The organism is Pseudomonas sp. WP18, assembly GCF_036689585.1.
GTDB lineage: Bacteria > Pseudomonadota > Gammaproteobacteria > Pseudomonadales > Pseudomonadaceae > Aquipseudomonas > Aquipseudomonas chlororaphis_E.
Genome location: NZ_CP144758.1, coordinates 5,657,936 through 5,671,177, shown reverse-complemented (window position 1 = coordinate 5,671,177; position 13,242 = coordinate 5,657,936). Strand labels below are relative to the sequence as shown.

The 13,242-nt window shown below is 62.0% G+C and carries 14 protein-coding genes; 9 read left to right on the top strand and 5 right to left on the bottom strand.

Annotation, left to right across the window (positions count from 1 at the left end):
* The first annotated feature begins 21 nt into the window (after positions 1-21).
* The 4 genes from V5F23_RS25355 (at position 22) to trpE (ending at position 4,289) form a co-directional block, all read left to right on the top strand.
* Positions 22-1,170: an iron-containing alcohol dehydrogenase gene (locus tag V5F23_RS25355; RefSeq protein ID WP_042730714.1), complete on the top strand. Its 1,149-nt coding sequence runs from the start codon at positions 22-24 to the stop codon at positions 1,168-1,170.
* A 78-nt stretch (positions 1,171-1,248) separates the two neighbouring features.
* Positions 1,249-1,923 carry a ribulose-phosphate 3-epimerase gene (gene rpe, locus V5F23_RS25350; protein ID WP_042730713.1) on the top strand — a complete coding sequence of 225 codons (675 nt, stop codon included), beginning with the start codon at positions 1,249-1,251 and terminating at the stop codon, positions 1,921-1,923.
* Positions 1,920-2,738, top strand: a complete 819-nt coding sequence (locus V5F23_RS25345) for a phosphoglycolate phosphatase (RefSeq protein WP_042730712.1) — start codon at positions 1,920-1,922, stop codon at positions 2,736-2,738. The genes rpe and V5F23_RS25345 overlap by 4 nt, the downstream gene beginning before the upstream one ends.
* A gap of 69 nt (positions 2,739-2,807) precedes the next feature.
* Positions 2,808-4,289, top strand: a complete 1,482-nt coding sequence (gene trpE, locus V5F23_RS25340) for an anthranilate synthase component I (protein ID WP_123579675.1) — start codon at positions 2,808-2,810, stop codon at positions 4,287-4,289.
* A gap of 125 nt (positions 4,290-4,414) precedes the next feature.
* On the opposite strand, the gene estP is transcribed toward trpE, so the two are convergent.
* The gene (gene estP, locus V5F23_RS25335) at positions 4,415-6,322 is read right to left on the bottom strand and encodes an esterase EstP (RefSeq protein ID WP_053151320.1); all 1,908 of its coding nucleotides are present in this window, start codon (positions 6,320-6,322) and stop codon (positions 4,415-4,417) included.
* Positions 6,323-6,733: 411 nt separating this feature from the next.
* Between estP and V5F23_RS25330 the strand changes: the two genes are divergently transcribed.
* From V5F23_RS25330 to V5F23_RS25315, 4 genes are read left to right on the top strand one after another with little or no spacing between them, the layout of a single operon-like run.
* On the top strand, positions 6,734-7,327 hold the full coding sequence (locus tag V5F23_RS25330) for an aminodeoxychorismate/anthranilate synthase component II (protein WP_042730263.1): 594 nt from the start codon (positions 6,734-6,736) through the stop codon (positions 7,325-7,327).
* Between the two features lie 9 nt (positions 7,328-7,336).
* Entirely contained in the window at positions 7,337-8,386 is a 1,050-nt protein-coding gene (gene trpD / locus V5F23_RS25325) for an anthranilate phosphoribosyltransferase (RefSeq protein ID WP_042730264.1), read from the top strand.
* Positions 8,383-9,219 carry an indole-3-glycerol phosphate synthase TrpC gene (gene trpC / locus V5F23_RS25320; protein WP_042730265.1) on the top strand — a complete coding sequence of 279 codons (837 nt, stop codon included), beginning with the start codon at positions 8,383-8,385 and terminating at the stop codon, positions 9,217-9,219. The genes trpD and trpC overlap by 4 nt, the downstream gene beginning before the upstream one ends.
* Before the next feature lie 5 nt (positions 9,220-9,224).
* Positions 9,225-9,926: a lipoate--protein ligase family protein gene (locus V5F23_RS25315; protein WP_042730266.1), complete on the top strand. Its 702-nt coding sequence runs from the start codon at positions 9,225-9,227 to the stop codon at positions 9,924-9,926.
* On the opposite strand, the gene crp is transcribed toward V5F23_RS25315, so the two are convergent.
* On the bottom strand, positions 9,923-10,567 hold the full coding sequence (gene crp, locus V5F23_RS25310; RefSeq protein ID WP_042730267.1) for a cAMP-activated global transcriptional regulator CRP: 645 nt from the start codon (positions 10,565-10,567) through the stop codon (positions 9,923-9,925). The genes V5F23_RS25315 and crp overlap by 4 nt on opposite strands.
* Positions 10,568-10,799: 232 nt before the next feature.
* On the opposite strand from crp, the gene V5F23_RS25305 reads away from it, so the two are divergent.
* Positions 10,800-11,222 carry an OsmC family protein gene (locus V5F23_RS25305; RefSeq protein ID WP_042730268.1) on the top strand — a complete coding sequence of 141 codons (423 nt, stop codon included), beginning with the start codon at positions 10,800-10,802 and terminating at the stop codon, positions 11,220-11,222.
* A gap of 60 nt (positions 11,223-11,282) precedes the next feature.
* On the opposite strand, the gene coq7 is transcribed toward V5F23_RS25305, so the two are convergent.
* From coq7 to V5F23_RS25290, 3 genes are all read right to left on the bottom strand, one after another.
* Positions 11,283-11,930 carry a 2-polyprenyl-3-methyl-6-methoxy-1,4-benzoquinone monooxygenase gene (coq7, locus tag V5F23_RS25300; protein ID WP_042730269.1) on the bottom strand — a complete coding sequence of 216 codons (648 nt, stop codon included), beginning with the start codon at positions 11,928-11,930 and terminating at the stop codon, positions 11,283-11,285.
* Positions 11,931-12,003: 73 nt separating this feature from the next.
* A complete protein-coding gene (locus V5F23_RS25295) occupies positions 12,004-12,342 on the bottom strand; it encodes a histidine triad nucleotide-binding protein (RefSeq protein ID WP_042730270.1) in 339 nt (112 codons plus the stop codon).
* A gap of 82 nt (positions 12,343-12,424) precedes the next feature.
* Complete coding sequence (locus V5F23_RS25290; RefSeq protein WP_042730271.1) at positions 12,425-13,213, bottom strand: SDR family oxidoreductase; 789 nt, start codon at positions 13,211-13,213, stop codon at positions 12,425-12,427.
* Between the last annotated feature and the right edge of the window lie 29 nt (positions 13,214-13,242).

Sequence of the window (13,242 nt, the reverse complement as noted above, 5' to 3'; positions counted from 1 at the left end):
CTCGAACAAGAGGCCGCGCACATGAGTCTTTCCTCATTCAAGATCGCCCACAAACTGATCACCGGTGCCGCTGCCATCGAGCAACTGGCGGCCGAGTTGACGCGCCTGGACGTCGACAACCCGCTGATCGTGACCGATGCCGTGCTGGTCAAGTCCGGCACCGTGGAGCTGGCCCTGCAACATCTGGGTGGGCGTGACTACGAGATTTTCGACCGGGTCATGCCGGACCCGGAAATCGCCATCGTCGAAGATTGCATGCAGGCCTACCGTGACGGCGGCCATGACGGCCTGATCGGGCTGGGCGGTGGCAGTGCCATCGACATTGCCAAGTGCGTCGGCGTCTACGCCGGCTATCACGGTGAGTTGCAGGACATGTTCGGCGTCGACCAGGTGCCGCGCAAAGGCCCGCCGATGATCGCCATCCCCACCACTGCCGGAACGGGCTCGGAAGTCACCAACGTGGCGATCCTTTCCGACAAGGCGGCGCAACTGAAAAAAGGCATCGTCAGCGACTACCTGTTGCCGGACGTGGCGCTGGTTAGCCCGCAGATGACCCTGACGTGCCCGCGCAGCGTGACCGCGTCCAGTGGCGTCGATGCGCTGGTGCATGCCGTCGAGGCCTACCTGTCGCTCAATGCTTCGCCGATCACCGATGCCCTGGCCATCGGCGCGGTCAAGCTGATCACCCGCGCGTTGCCCAAGGCCTACGCCAACCCGGCCCACCTGCAAGCCCGCGAAGACATGGCCACCGCCAGCCTGATGGCCGGCATGGCCTTTGGCAACGCCGGGGTCGGGGCCGTGCATGCGCTGGCGTACCCGTTGGGCGGGCGTTTCCACATCTCCCATGGGGTGGCCAATGCGCTGTTGCTGCCCTACGTGATGGCCTGGAACAAAATGGCCTGTGTCGAGCGCATGCGCGACATCGCCGAGGCCATGGGCATCAAGACTGCTCACCTGAGCGATCTCGAGGCGGCCGATGAAGCTGTCGAGGCCATGGTTGCGTTGTGTGTCGCGGTAGAGATCCCTCGGGGCATGAGCGGCCTGGGCGTGACCGAAGATGTGATTCCGGCCATGGCCGTGGAAGCCGCCGGGATCGAGCGGCTGATGCGCAACAACCCGCGCAAGCTGAGTGCGGCGGATATCGAGAAGATCTACCGCGCGGCGTATTGATCGACTGTCACGGTGGGCGCGCCAAATCTTGCGGTATACAATGCGCGCCATCGTGATTTCGCTCAAAACAGGTGCGTCATGCAGCCCTTCGCTATTGCTCCGTCGATTCTCTCCGCCGACTTCGCCCGCCTGGGCGAGGAAGTGGACAACGTTCTGGCCGCCGGGGCCGACATCGTGCACTTCGATGTCATGGACAATCACTACGTGCCCAACCTGACCATCGGTCCGATGGTCTGCGCGGCGCTGCGCAAGTACGGCGTCACCGCGCCGATCGACGCACACCTGATGGTCAGCCCGGTAGACCGCATCGTCGGCGACTTCATCGAAGCCGGCGCGACCTACATCACCTTTCACCCCGAAGCCACCCAGCACATTGACCGTTCCCTGCAGTTGATCCGCGAGGGCGGTTGCAAGTCCGGCCTGGTGTTCAACCCGGCCACGCCCCTGGACGTGCTCAAGTACGTGATGGACAAGGTCGACATGGTCTTGCTCATGAGCGTCAACCCCGGCTTCGGTGGGCAGAAGTTCATTCCCGGCACCCTCGACAAACTGCGTGAAGCCCGTGCGCTGATCGATGCCTCGGGCCGTGACATCCGCCTGGAAATCGACGGTGGCGTGAATGTGAACAACATCCGCGAAATCGCCATGGCCGGCGCCGACACCTTTGTCGCCGGCTCGGCGATCTTCAATGCCCCGGACTACAAGGACGTCATCGACAAGATGCGCGCCGAACTGGCCCTGGCACGCCCATGAGCGGTTTCGAGCAGCTGTTCCCCGGCAGCTTGCCGCGTCTGGTGATGTTCGACCTCGATGGCACCCTGGTCGATTCGGTCCCGGACCTCGCGGCGGCCGTGGACAGCATGTTGCTCAAGCTCGGGCGTCCGCCGGCTGGCCTCGATGCGGTCCGGCATTGGGTCGGCAACGGCGCGCCGATGCTGGTGCGCCGGGCTTTGGCCAATGACATCGCAGCCGAGGGCGTGGATGACGCACTGGTCGAGCAGGCGCTGGAACTGTTCAATGAAGCCTATGAGGGCGATCATTCGCTGACGGTGGTCTACCCCGGCGTGCGCTCCACCCTCAAGTGGTTGCAAAAGCAGGGCGTGGAAATGGCGCTGATCACCAACAAGCCGGAGCGCTTCGTCGCGCCGTTGCTGGACCAGATGAAAATCGGCCGCTATTTCCGCTGGATCATCGGTGGCGACACCTTGCCGCAGAAGAAGCCTGATCCGGCGGCGCTGTTCTTCGTCATGAAAATGGCCAACATCCCGGCGTCCCAATCGCTGTTCGTCGGTGACTCGCGCAGCGATGTGCTGGCGGCGAAAGCGGCGGGGGTCAAGTGCGTGGCGCTCAGTTATGGCTACAACCATGGCCGGCCCATCGCCGAAGAGTTTCCCGCGTTGGTGATCGACGATTTGCGCCTGCTAATTCCCGGTTGCCTGGACCCTGCCGCTGAGATAACGTTGCCCGACGCTGTTCAATCCTCTTCTGGAAACGCCATCGTGGTGGTCACTCGCAAACTCTGGATGAAAGTCATCAAGGCCCTGGCCCGCTGGCGTTGGCGCGCCTGACGTGATCCTGCCGGTTGTCCGGCGCGTTTGCATTCCTGACTGTCAGCTCCTCTTGCCACGAGGCACCCCATGATCCGCGAAGAATTCCTGCGTCTAGCCGCTGCCGGCTACAACCGCATTCCGCTTGCCTGCGAAACCCTGGCCGACTTCGACACGCCGTTGTCGATCTACCTCAAGCTGGCCGACCAGCCCAATTCCTACCTGCTCGAATCGGTGCAGGGCGGCGAGAAGTGGGGGCGTTATTCCATCATCGGCCTGCCGTGCCGCACGGTGCTTCGGGTCCACGACCATCGCGTCAGCGTGACCCATGACGGTGTCGAGGTCGAAAGCCACGAGGTCGAAGACCCGCTGGCCTTCGTCGAAACCTTCAAGGCCCGCTACAACGTGCCGACCATTGCCGGGCTGCCGCGCTTCAACGGTGGCCTGGTGGGGTACTTCGGCTACGATTGCGTGCGCTACGTGGAAAAACGCCTCGGCACCTGCCCGAACCCCGATCCGCTGGGCGTGCCGGACATCCTGCTGATGGTGTCCGACGCGGTCGTCGTCTTCGACAACCTGGCCGGCAAGATGCACGCGATCGTCCTCGCCGATCCGTCGCACGAAGATGCCTACGAGCAAGGCCAACAAAGCCTGCAAGCGTTGTTGGAAAAGCTCCGCCAGCCGATCACGCCGCGCCCTGGCCTGGATTTCAGCAAACAGTCGGCGGCCGACCCGGTGTTCCGTTCAAGCTTCACCCAGGCTGATTACGAGCGGGCCGTCGACACCATCAAGGAATACATCCTGGCCGGTGACTGCATGCAGGTCGTGCCGTCGCAGCGAATGTCCATCGACTTCAAGGCGGCGCCCATCGACCTGTATCGGGCGCTGCGCTGCTTCAACCCGACGCCCTACATGTACTTCTTCAACTTCGGCGACTTCCATGTCGTGGGCAGTTCGCCGGAAGTGCTGGTTCGGGTCGAAGACAACCTGATCACCGTGCGGCCGATCGCCGGTACGCGCCCCCGCGGCGCCACCGAGGAAGCCGACCGGGCGCTGGAAGAAGACCTGCTGTCGGACGCCAAGGAAATCGCCGAGCACCTGATGCTGATCGACCTGGGGCGCAACGACACTGGACGGGTGTCGGAAGTCGGCTCGGTGAAGCTCACCGAGAAAATGGTCATCGAGCGCTATTCCAATGTGATGCACATCGTGTCCAACGTCACCGGCCAACTGAAGGCCGGACTGACGGCGATGGACGCCCTGCGGGCGATCCTGCCGGCGGGCACCTTGTCCGGCGCGCCGAAAATCCGCGCGATGGAAATCATCGACGAACTCGAGCCGGTCAAGCGTGGCGTGTATGGCGGGGCGGTGGGTTACTTCGCCTGGAACGGCAACATGGACACCGCCATTGCCATTCGCACGGCGGTGATCAAGAACGGTGAACTGCACGTGCAGGCCGGTGGTGGCATCGTCGCCGACTCGGTGCCAGCGCTGGAATGGGAAGAAACCCTGAACAAGCGCCGGGCGATGTTCCGTGCCGTGGCGCTGGCCGAACAGACTTCGAGCGATTGAGCCCCTTCAACAACTCGATCAATGTGTGGGAGCGAGCTTGCTCGCGATGAGGCCGTCATATTCAACCAACCAGTTGACTGACAGTCCGCAATCGCGAGCAAGCTCGCTCCCATAGGTTCTCTCGATCAGAAGTCCAGACTGACGCCCACGCTCACCCCTTGCTGGGTCATGTCATCATCCTTGCGCAACGTATAGCCGCCCCGCAGTGCCAGGTCGTTGGTCAACTTGTGGCTGACCCCCAGGCTCAGGCGATTCAAGTGGCTCTGTGGCGTGTAGCCTTCAAGCGTGAAGTCGTTGGCCGGCAGGCTGTTGAGGGCGATGTTCACCTTCTGCGTGTCGTCTTCGTACTCGCGTTCGTGGGCGTATTCACCAAACACCTGGGTCTGGCGAGTGAGGTTGTATTTGCCTTGCAAGCCAATGCCCAGGCGCTTCGAGTCGCGAGTCTGGTCGTCGAAGGTCAGGGCGGTGGAACGGTTGCTCTTCTCGGAATAACCGTCGACTTCCACCTTCGCATAGTCGGCGCTGATGAACGGTGACAGGTGCCATTCGCTGCCCGGCTGGGCGATGTCATAGCCCACGCGGGTGCTGAATGCCCACAGGTGACCGTCGGTGTCGCCTTTTTCCTGCGCCTCGTTGACGCCCAGGTCGAACTTGCGCTCCAGGCTGTCGTAGTCGAGCTTGCCACCGGTCAGTGCCGCGTCGGCCCACCAGCGATTCTGCTGGAACTGGGCGAAAGCGGTCGCCAGATAACTGTTGAGCTTGTAGTTCGAATCGTTGTGGCCGGCGTCCATGTCCTGGCGGTAGAGGCCTGCCGCGACACCCACGCGCCAGGCTTCATTGAGGCGATAGCTGCCGCCGATGTTCAGGCTGTAGCCGCTGCCATCGGCGCTGGCGCCGCTGCTCTGGCTGTCGACATCCAGATGCTGGCCGCCGCCTGCAACGATCGCTCGCCATTGGCCGACTGCCTGCCAGTTCTCCCAATCCGATTGCCACTGGCTGCGCAATTCATCCTGGTGGGCGCGCAGGGTCGAGTGGGCCATTTCCGGCAGCAAGGTCAGCTCCCAGGGTGCTGCGAGCAGGGAATAGGCGTAGTCGGCGATCAGCTTTTGCCCGGTCTCGGTCGGGTGGACGGCGTCGTTGTAGATCAGCTTGGTGGGATCAGGCGTGGCACTGTTGATGCCGTAAGTGGGGTTTTCCGTGCAGTTATTGCCGCTGAAGCAGGTGGCGGTGAGGTTCTCGCCGGTGGCGAGGCCGAACCGTGCCGGGTCGGCGAAGCTTTCGCGCAACAGCAGCGGAATGTTCAGCGGAATGACTTCGGCGTCGATGCCCTGCAACCGTGTGACCAGTTGCTGGTTGAAGTCGTTGCCCAGTTGCGAGAAGACGTCCTGCAGCGGGCCGCCATTGAGTGCTGGGGTCAGGCCCAGGTCGGGCAGTAGCCAGACCATCACATAGCGGGCACCGGCCGTTTGCAGCACCTGGACGCTGTCGGCCAGGCGGTCGGCAGCGGCCTGCGCCTGCGCGGTGTTCAGGACCCGGCCCTGGAGAAAGTCGTTACCACCCCCGGAAAGGTAATACAGCGCATTCGGATCGGCCCGCAGGCCATTGGACTGCAAGTAGCCAGGGCGGCTGCGTTCGCCGGTATCGGACACACCGGTAATCGACTCCAGGATCTGGTCGGTGCGATAACCGCCCACCGCCCAGTTATTGCCATCGGCGAGCCCCTCGTTGGCGCGGACCGCCGAGGTGGAGGCGGCGGTTTCGTCGGCGGAATAACCCAGGCGCCCGCCGAGCAGTTGGGTCGAGTTGGCGGAATAGGCTTCGCCGCTGCCGTTCGTGTAGTTCGGGCCGGTTCGGTTGGTGTAGCGCTCGGTCGAGCCAGGTGGGCCATTGGGGTCGGCGAATTGGCCGGCATCATTGAGGCTGTCACCGAACACGATGAACTTGGAATAGGGGGTGGATGCGGCGCTCGCCTGGGCGCAGGCCATCGCCAGCAGACAACTGGCAATCGGTACGAACAGCGTCTTTTTGATCATGGGAAAATCCGTTTTTATCTTATTGTTGTTTGGCAAACGAAACGACAGTACCAAAAACTTCCGGCGTTTTGCCATCTGTCCGCGCTGCCGCGATTGTTTCAAGGACCTTCGGGATCGGTCATATTGCGTGCTCAGCCCAGCTAGGCTACTGTGCCGGGACGTATGAACGAGACTTCCCTTGTGTCGATTGTCAGCAAACTTCTGGATCAAATGATCAAGGCACACGCCCGCTGGCGTTGGCGCGCCTGAACATTCTCCGCCGGCCTCGCCGGACCTGTACCGATTTGCCTTCTTTACCCGCTTGAAAGCCGCTTTGCCGGGGTGCCACGTGCCCTGCCAAGCGCAACACCGCGCGGGTCACTCTCCGAAGGCTGTATTTAAAGTCAGTGAATTCAATAGGTTGCTTACGCCATGTTGCTGATGATCGATAACTACGACTCTTTTACCTACAACGTTGTGCAGTACCTTGGCGAGCTGGGCGCCGAGGTCAAGGTCGTGCGCAACGACGAATTGACCATCGCCGAAATCGAAGCCCTCAAGCCTGAGCGCATCGTTGTCTCCCCCGGCCCGTGCACGCCGACCGAAGCGGGCGTCTCCATCGAAGCCATCAAGTATTTCGCCGGCAAGCTGCCGATCCTGGGCGTCTGCCTGGGCCATCAGTCCATCGGCCAGGCGTTCGGCGGCGATGTGGTGCGCGCCCGGCAAGTCATGCACGGTAAGACTAGCCCGGTATTCCACGAGGACAAGGGCGTGTTCGAGGGCCTGAACCGGCCGCTGACCGTTACCCGCTACCACTCCCTGATCGTCAAGCGCGAAACCTTGCCCGATTGCCTGGAGTTGACGGCCTGGACCCAGCTCGACGACGGTTCTGTGGACGAAATCATGGGGCTGCGACACAAGACGTTAAACATCGAGGGTGTGCAATTTCATCCCGAGTCTATTCTCACCGAGCAGGGCCACGAGCTGTTCGCCAACTTCCTCAAACAAACCGGCGGCACGCGCTAAGGACTTTTCATGGATATCAAGACAGCCCTGAGCCGTATCGTCGGCCATCTCGACCTGAGCACCGATGAGATGCGCGACGTAATGCGCGAAATCATGACCGGGCAATGCACGGATGCGCAGATTGGCGCATTCATGATGGCCATGCGCATGAAGAGCGAGAGCATCGATGAAATCGTCGGCGCGGTCTCGGTCATGCGCGAGCTCGCCGACAAGGTCGAGCTCAAGACTCTGGACGGCGTCGTTGACGTCGTGGGCACCGGCGGCGATGGCGCCAATATCTTCAACGTTTCCACCGCGTCGGCGTTCGTCGTCGCAGCGGCCGGCTGCACCGTTGCCAAGCACGGCAATCGCGCGGTGTCGGGCAAGAGCGGTAGCGCCGATCTGCTTGAAGCGGCCGGGATCTACCTGAACCTGACGCCGGTCCAGGTGGCCCGTTGCATCGACAACGTCGGCATCGGCTTCATGTTCGCCCAGACCCACCACAGCGCCATGAAGCACGCCGCCGCGCCGCGCCGCGATCTGGGGCTGCGCACATTGTTCAACATGCTCGGCCCGCTTACGAATCCGGCCGGCGTGAAACATCAGGTGGTCGGGGTCTTCAGCCAGGCGCTGTGCCGGCCATTGGCTGAAGTCCTGCAGCGCCTGGGCAGCAAGCATGTCCTGGTGGTTCATTCGAAAGATGGCCTGGATGAGTTCAGCCTGGCGGCCCCCACCTTCGTGGCCGAACTAAAAAATGATCAGATCAGCGAGTATTGGGTCGAACCTGAAGACCTGGGCATGAAGAGCCAGAGCTTGCACGGCCTGGCGGTCGACGGCCCGGCCCAATCCCTGGAGCTGATCCGCGATGCCCTGGGCCGCCGCAAGACCGAGAATGGCCAGAAAGCCGCCGAGATGATCGTGCTCAATGCCGGCGCTGCGCTGTACGCGGCGGACCACGCCAGCAGCCTCAAACAAGGCGTCGAGCTGGCCCATGATGCGCTGCACACCGGCCTGGCGAGGGAAAAGCTCGAGGAACTGGGTGCATTTACCGCCGTATTCAAAGTGGAGAACGAAGGATGAGTGTGCCAACGGTTCTGGAAAACATCCTGGCTCGCAAGGCTGAAGAAGTGGCCGAGCGCCGTGCTCGGGTCAGCCTGGCCGAATTGGAAGGCCTGGCCCGCTCGGCGGATGCGCCCCGGGGGTTTGCCCAGGCACTGATCGATCAGGCCAAGAGAAAGCAACCGGCGGTCATCGCTGAAATCAAGAAAGCCTCTCCCAGCAAGGGCGTGATTCGCGAGGACTTTGTCCCGGCCGACATCGCCAAGAGCTACGAGAAGGGTGGGGCGACCTGCCTTTCGGTACTGACGGATGTCGACTTCTTTCAGGGCGCCGACGCGTATCTGCAGGAGGCGCGAGCGGCCTGCAAGTTGCCGGTGATTCGCAAGGACTTCATGATCGACCCGTATCAGATCGTCGAGGCGCGTGCCCTGGGCGCCGATTGCGTGCTGTTGATCGTCTCCGCCCTGGACGACGTCAAGATGGCCGAGCTGGCCGCCGTGGCCAAGGGCGTGGGCCTGGACGTGCTGGTGGAAGTCCATGATGGTGACGAGTTGGAGCGGGCGCTGAAAACCCTCGACACCAAGCTGGTGGGCGTGAACAACCGCAACCTGCACACCTTTGAGGTCAGCCTGGAGACCACCCTGGACCTGCTGCCGCGGATTCCGCGCGACCGCCTCGTCATCACGGAAAGTGGCATCCTCAACCGCGCCGATGTCGAGCTGATGGAAGTCAGCGACGTCTATTCGTTCCTGGTGGGTGAAGCGTTCATGCGGGCCGAGAACCCGGGCACCGAGCTGCAACGCCTGTTCTTTCCTGAGCGTGGCCTGCCGGTCAGCGGCTCGACGCTGGACTGAGGCCCATGTCGCCGGTGATTTCCCTGGCCGTCGAAGCGGGCCTGCAAGCCGAACAGGATCTGCTCGCCAGCATTTGCGCGGGCGATGCCGAGTTCGGCCTGTTGTTCTGGCAGCCCAGTGACCGCGCGCTGGTCATGCCGCGGCGCTTGAGTCGCCTGCCCGGCTTTGAACACGCCAGCGCGGTATCGGCGGCCCACGGCTGGCCGGTGCTTTTGCGTGAAACGGGGGGTGAGCCGGTGCCGCAGTCTTCTGCGACGGTCAATATCGCCCTGGTCTACGCGCCGCCGCGCAGCGAGGGGGATCACGGCCGCATCGAAACGGCCTACCGTCGGTTGTGCGAGCCCATCTGCCAGTTGCTGGATGAGTTGGGCGGCGTGGCTTCCCTGGGCGAGGTGGAGGGGGCGTTCTGCGACGGTCGATTCAACGTTAACCTCGATGGCCGCAAGATGGTCGGCACCGCCCAGCGCTGGCGCCAAAGCAAGGGCGGCCAGCGTCCGGTGGGTCTGGTCCATGGCGCACTTCTGCTTGAGAACGAGCGTGAGTCCATGGTTGCGGCGGTCAATCGCTTCAACCAGGCCTGTGGCCTGGAGCAGCGAGTGCGTGCCGAAAGCCACATCGCGCTGCATGAGAAATTCCCCGCGCCCGAGGCGTTGGAGCGGCTCGATGAGTTGTACCGGGCGTTGTTGACCGAACTGCTTGGCGGTTAACGCGTTCCGAACACCACCATGGTCTTGCCTTTGACGTCGACCAGGTTGCGCTCTTCCAGATCCTTCAGCACACGGCCGACCATTTCCCGAGAGCAGCCAACGATCCGGCCGATTTCCTGGCGAGTGACCTTGATTTGCATGCCGTCCGGGTGGGTCATGGCGTCGGGCTGCTTGCACAGGTCCAGCAGGCAGCGGGCCACGCGCCCCGTCACGTCGAAAAAGGCCAGGTCGCCGACCTTGCGAGTTGTGTTGCGCAGGCGCTGTGCGATTTGTCCGCTGAGGACGTAAAGAATGTCCGGGTCTTGCAGGGACAGTTCTCGGAATTTCGTGTAGCTGATTTCCGCGACTTCGCATTCGATCTTGGTTCGCACCCACGCACTGCGTTGCTGTTCCTTGCCTGCCTGCTCGAACAACCCCAGCTCACCGAAAAAGTCCCCGGAGTTGAGGTAGGCGATGATCATCTCCCGCCCGTCGTCATCCTCGATCAGGATGGTGACCGATCCCTTGATGATGAAAAACAACGTGTCCGAACGGTCCCCTGCGCAAATGATGTTGTGCTTGGCCGGATAGCGACGGCGCTGGCAATGCATCAAGAGCTTGTCGAGATTCTTGATCTTGAGCGTGGGAGTAATGGCAACCATGGTTGTGTCCCGAAAAACGGCGCGGTATGAGGTTTGGTTTTTTATGGGCGCGATGAAAATCGCTGAAAGCTGGCAATAAGCCAGCGAGTTGGCGCCAGCTTAACAGAGGCACTCAAAATTGATTCGAGAATTTACTCAGGGACGTAAGTGTCAGGCGACGTAAGGCAAAAGCAGCCACGACGGAGGGCTGTGCTAAGCTGGCGACCCTTTTTTAGACAGTGGAGTCTTGGCGATGAAGGCACGCATCCAATGGGCTGGCGAAGCCATGTTCCTCGGTGAGTCGGGCAGTGGTCACGTGGTCGTCATGGATGGCCCGCCCGATGCCGGTGGTCGGAACCTGGGTGTCCGGCCAATGGAAATGCTCCTGCTGGGCGTAGGCGGTTGCAGTAACTTCGACGTGGTCAGCATTCTCAAGAAGTCGCGCCAGGCCGTCGAAAGTTGTGAAGCGTTCCTGGAAGCGGAGCGCGCCACGGAAGATCCGAAAGTGTTTACCAAGATCCACATGCATTTCGTGGTGAAAGGGCGTGCGCTGAAGGAAGCCCAGGTCAAGCGGGCCATCGAGTTGTCTGCCGAGAAATACTGCTCGGCTTCGATCATGCTTGGCGCTGCGGGCGTTGAAATCACCCACGATTACGAAATCATCGAGCTGGGCTGATCGAGCTGAGTTCATCGTGGCAAGGGCGCACACGCCGTTGCCACATGAACATTGGCCTTGTCAGATCCGGTAGGTGCTCTTGGTCATGACCTTGGCCAGCAGGCTCATGCCGAACTTCACGGGAGCCGGGAAGCGGAAGCCGCCGGCCTCGAGCGCGCTTTCGGCGTGGTGTTCTTCGTCCTTGCGCATCTGCTCCAGAATCGCGCGGGATTTTTCATCCTCGGCGGGGAGTTGTTCCAGGTGTTCATTGAGGTGCTTGCACACCTGATGCTCGGTTGCGGCGACGAACCCCAGGCTGACCTTGTCGCTGATCAACCCGGCCACGGCGCCGATGCCGAATGACATGCCGTAGAACAGCGGATTCAGGACGCTGGTGTGGCTGCCCAGTTGGCGAATGCGTTGCTCGCACCAGACCAGATGGTCGATTTCTTCTTCGGCGGCATGCTCCATGGCCTCGCGCACCCGGGGCAATTTCGCGGTCAACGCCTGGCCTTGGTACAAGGCCTGGGCGCAGACTTCACCGGTGTGGTTGATTCGCATCAGGCCAGCCACGTGGCGGGTCTGCTCGTCACTGAGCTGGGCGTCCGGCTGCACGATAGCCGGCGATGGCCGATACGGTTGGCCACTGAAGGGCAATAGCGTGCGCATCGCGGTATCGGCTTGCAGCAGCAGGCGGTCAATCGGCGAGTAGTGACGTTGGGTAGTCATGCGTACCTCCGGGAAAAAACAGCGGCCAGTTTAACTCAATCGGCCGCCGGTGATTTGCGTTGGGTCAGGGTTATCAACCCGGCGGCCAGTTCATCTGGCGCTGTCCCAGCACGTGCATATGAATGTGATAGACGGTCTGTCCACCGAGTTCATTGCAGTTCATCACCACGCGAAAGCCTTCCTCGCAGCCCAGTTCAAGCGCCAGGCGCTGGGCGGTGAACAGAATGTGCCCGGCCAGGCCTTTGTCCGCTTCGGTCAGGTCATTGAGGGTGCGAATCGGTTTTTTCGGAATGACCAGAAAATGCACCGGCGCCTGGGGGGCGATGTCGTGGAAGGCCAGGACCTGGTCATCCTCGTAAATGATCTTCGCCGGGATTTCCCGGTTGATGATCTTGGTAAACAGAGTATCCACAGCTGTTTCTCCGTTGAGTGGGTCGAGGTCGAGTGTACTGAAGGCTCGGTCGGCGAGCCTGGGTTTTTAAACGTTCGGCAGATCAGCGCGGGCAGTAGGCCTTGTTGGTCCTGCCGGCGAGGGTCCGGACCAGCCACCGCGAGCCCAGGCGTGGCAAGGCGGCCAACCAGCGGTTGCGGCGTCCGGGAATGATGATGGCGGTGTTTTTGTCCAGCGCACGCACGGCGTACAGCGCGACTTCTTCCGGGCTCATCAGGTGCTTGTCGTGGGTGAGGTGTTGCTCGTGCATCTGCGCCCTGGCGAAAAAACCGGTACGGGTCGGGCCGGGGCAAAGCACCGAGACCTTGATCGCACACTTTTTCAGTTCGACCCGCAGGGCCTCGGAGAAGTGCAGCACGTAGGCCTTGCTGGCGTGATAGGTGCTCATCCATGGGCCGGGCTTGAACGCGGCCGTCGATGCCACGTTGAGGATCTGGCCGCCACCCTGCAAGGCCATGCTGTTGCCGACGGCGTGGCAAATGCGCGTCAGGGCGAGGATGTTCACTTCGATCAGGTCCTGTTCGGTCATCCAGTCCTGGCCCAGGAACGGGCCGCAGGTGCCGATGCCCGCACAATTGACCAGCAAGTCGATTTGCCGCTCGCCTTCCTCCAGCTCCAGGAGAAAACCTGAAAGCCTCAACGGTTCGCCCAGGTCGCAGGCCCGGAACAACACCTCTACGCCAAAGCGCTGGGTCAGTTCAATGGCAATACTTTCCAGCCGATCACGCTGTCGGGCCACCAGTATCAGGTCGCGACCGCGCCGGGCCAGCGCTTCGGCCATGGCCAGGCCTATGCCGCTGGAAGCGCCAGTGATCAGAGCGTAACGGGTCATGCAGTTCTCCATCGCAACAGCCCGCCGCC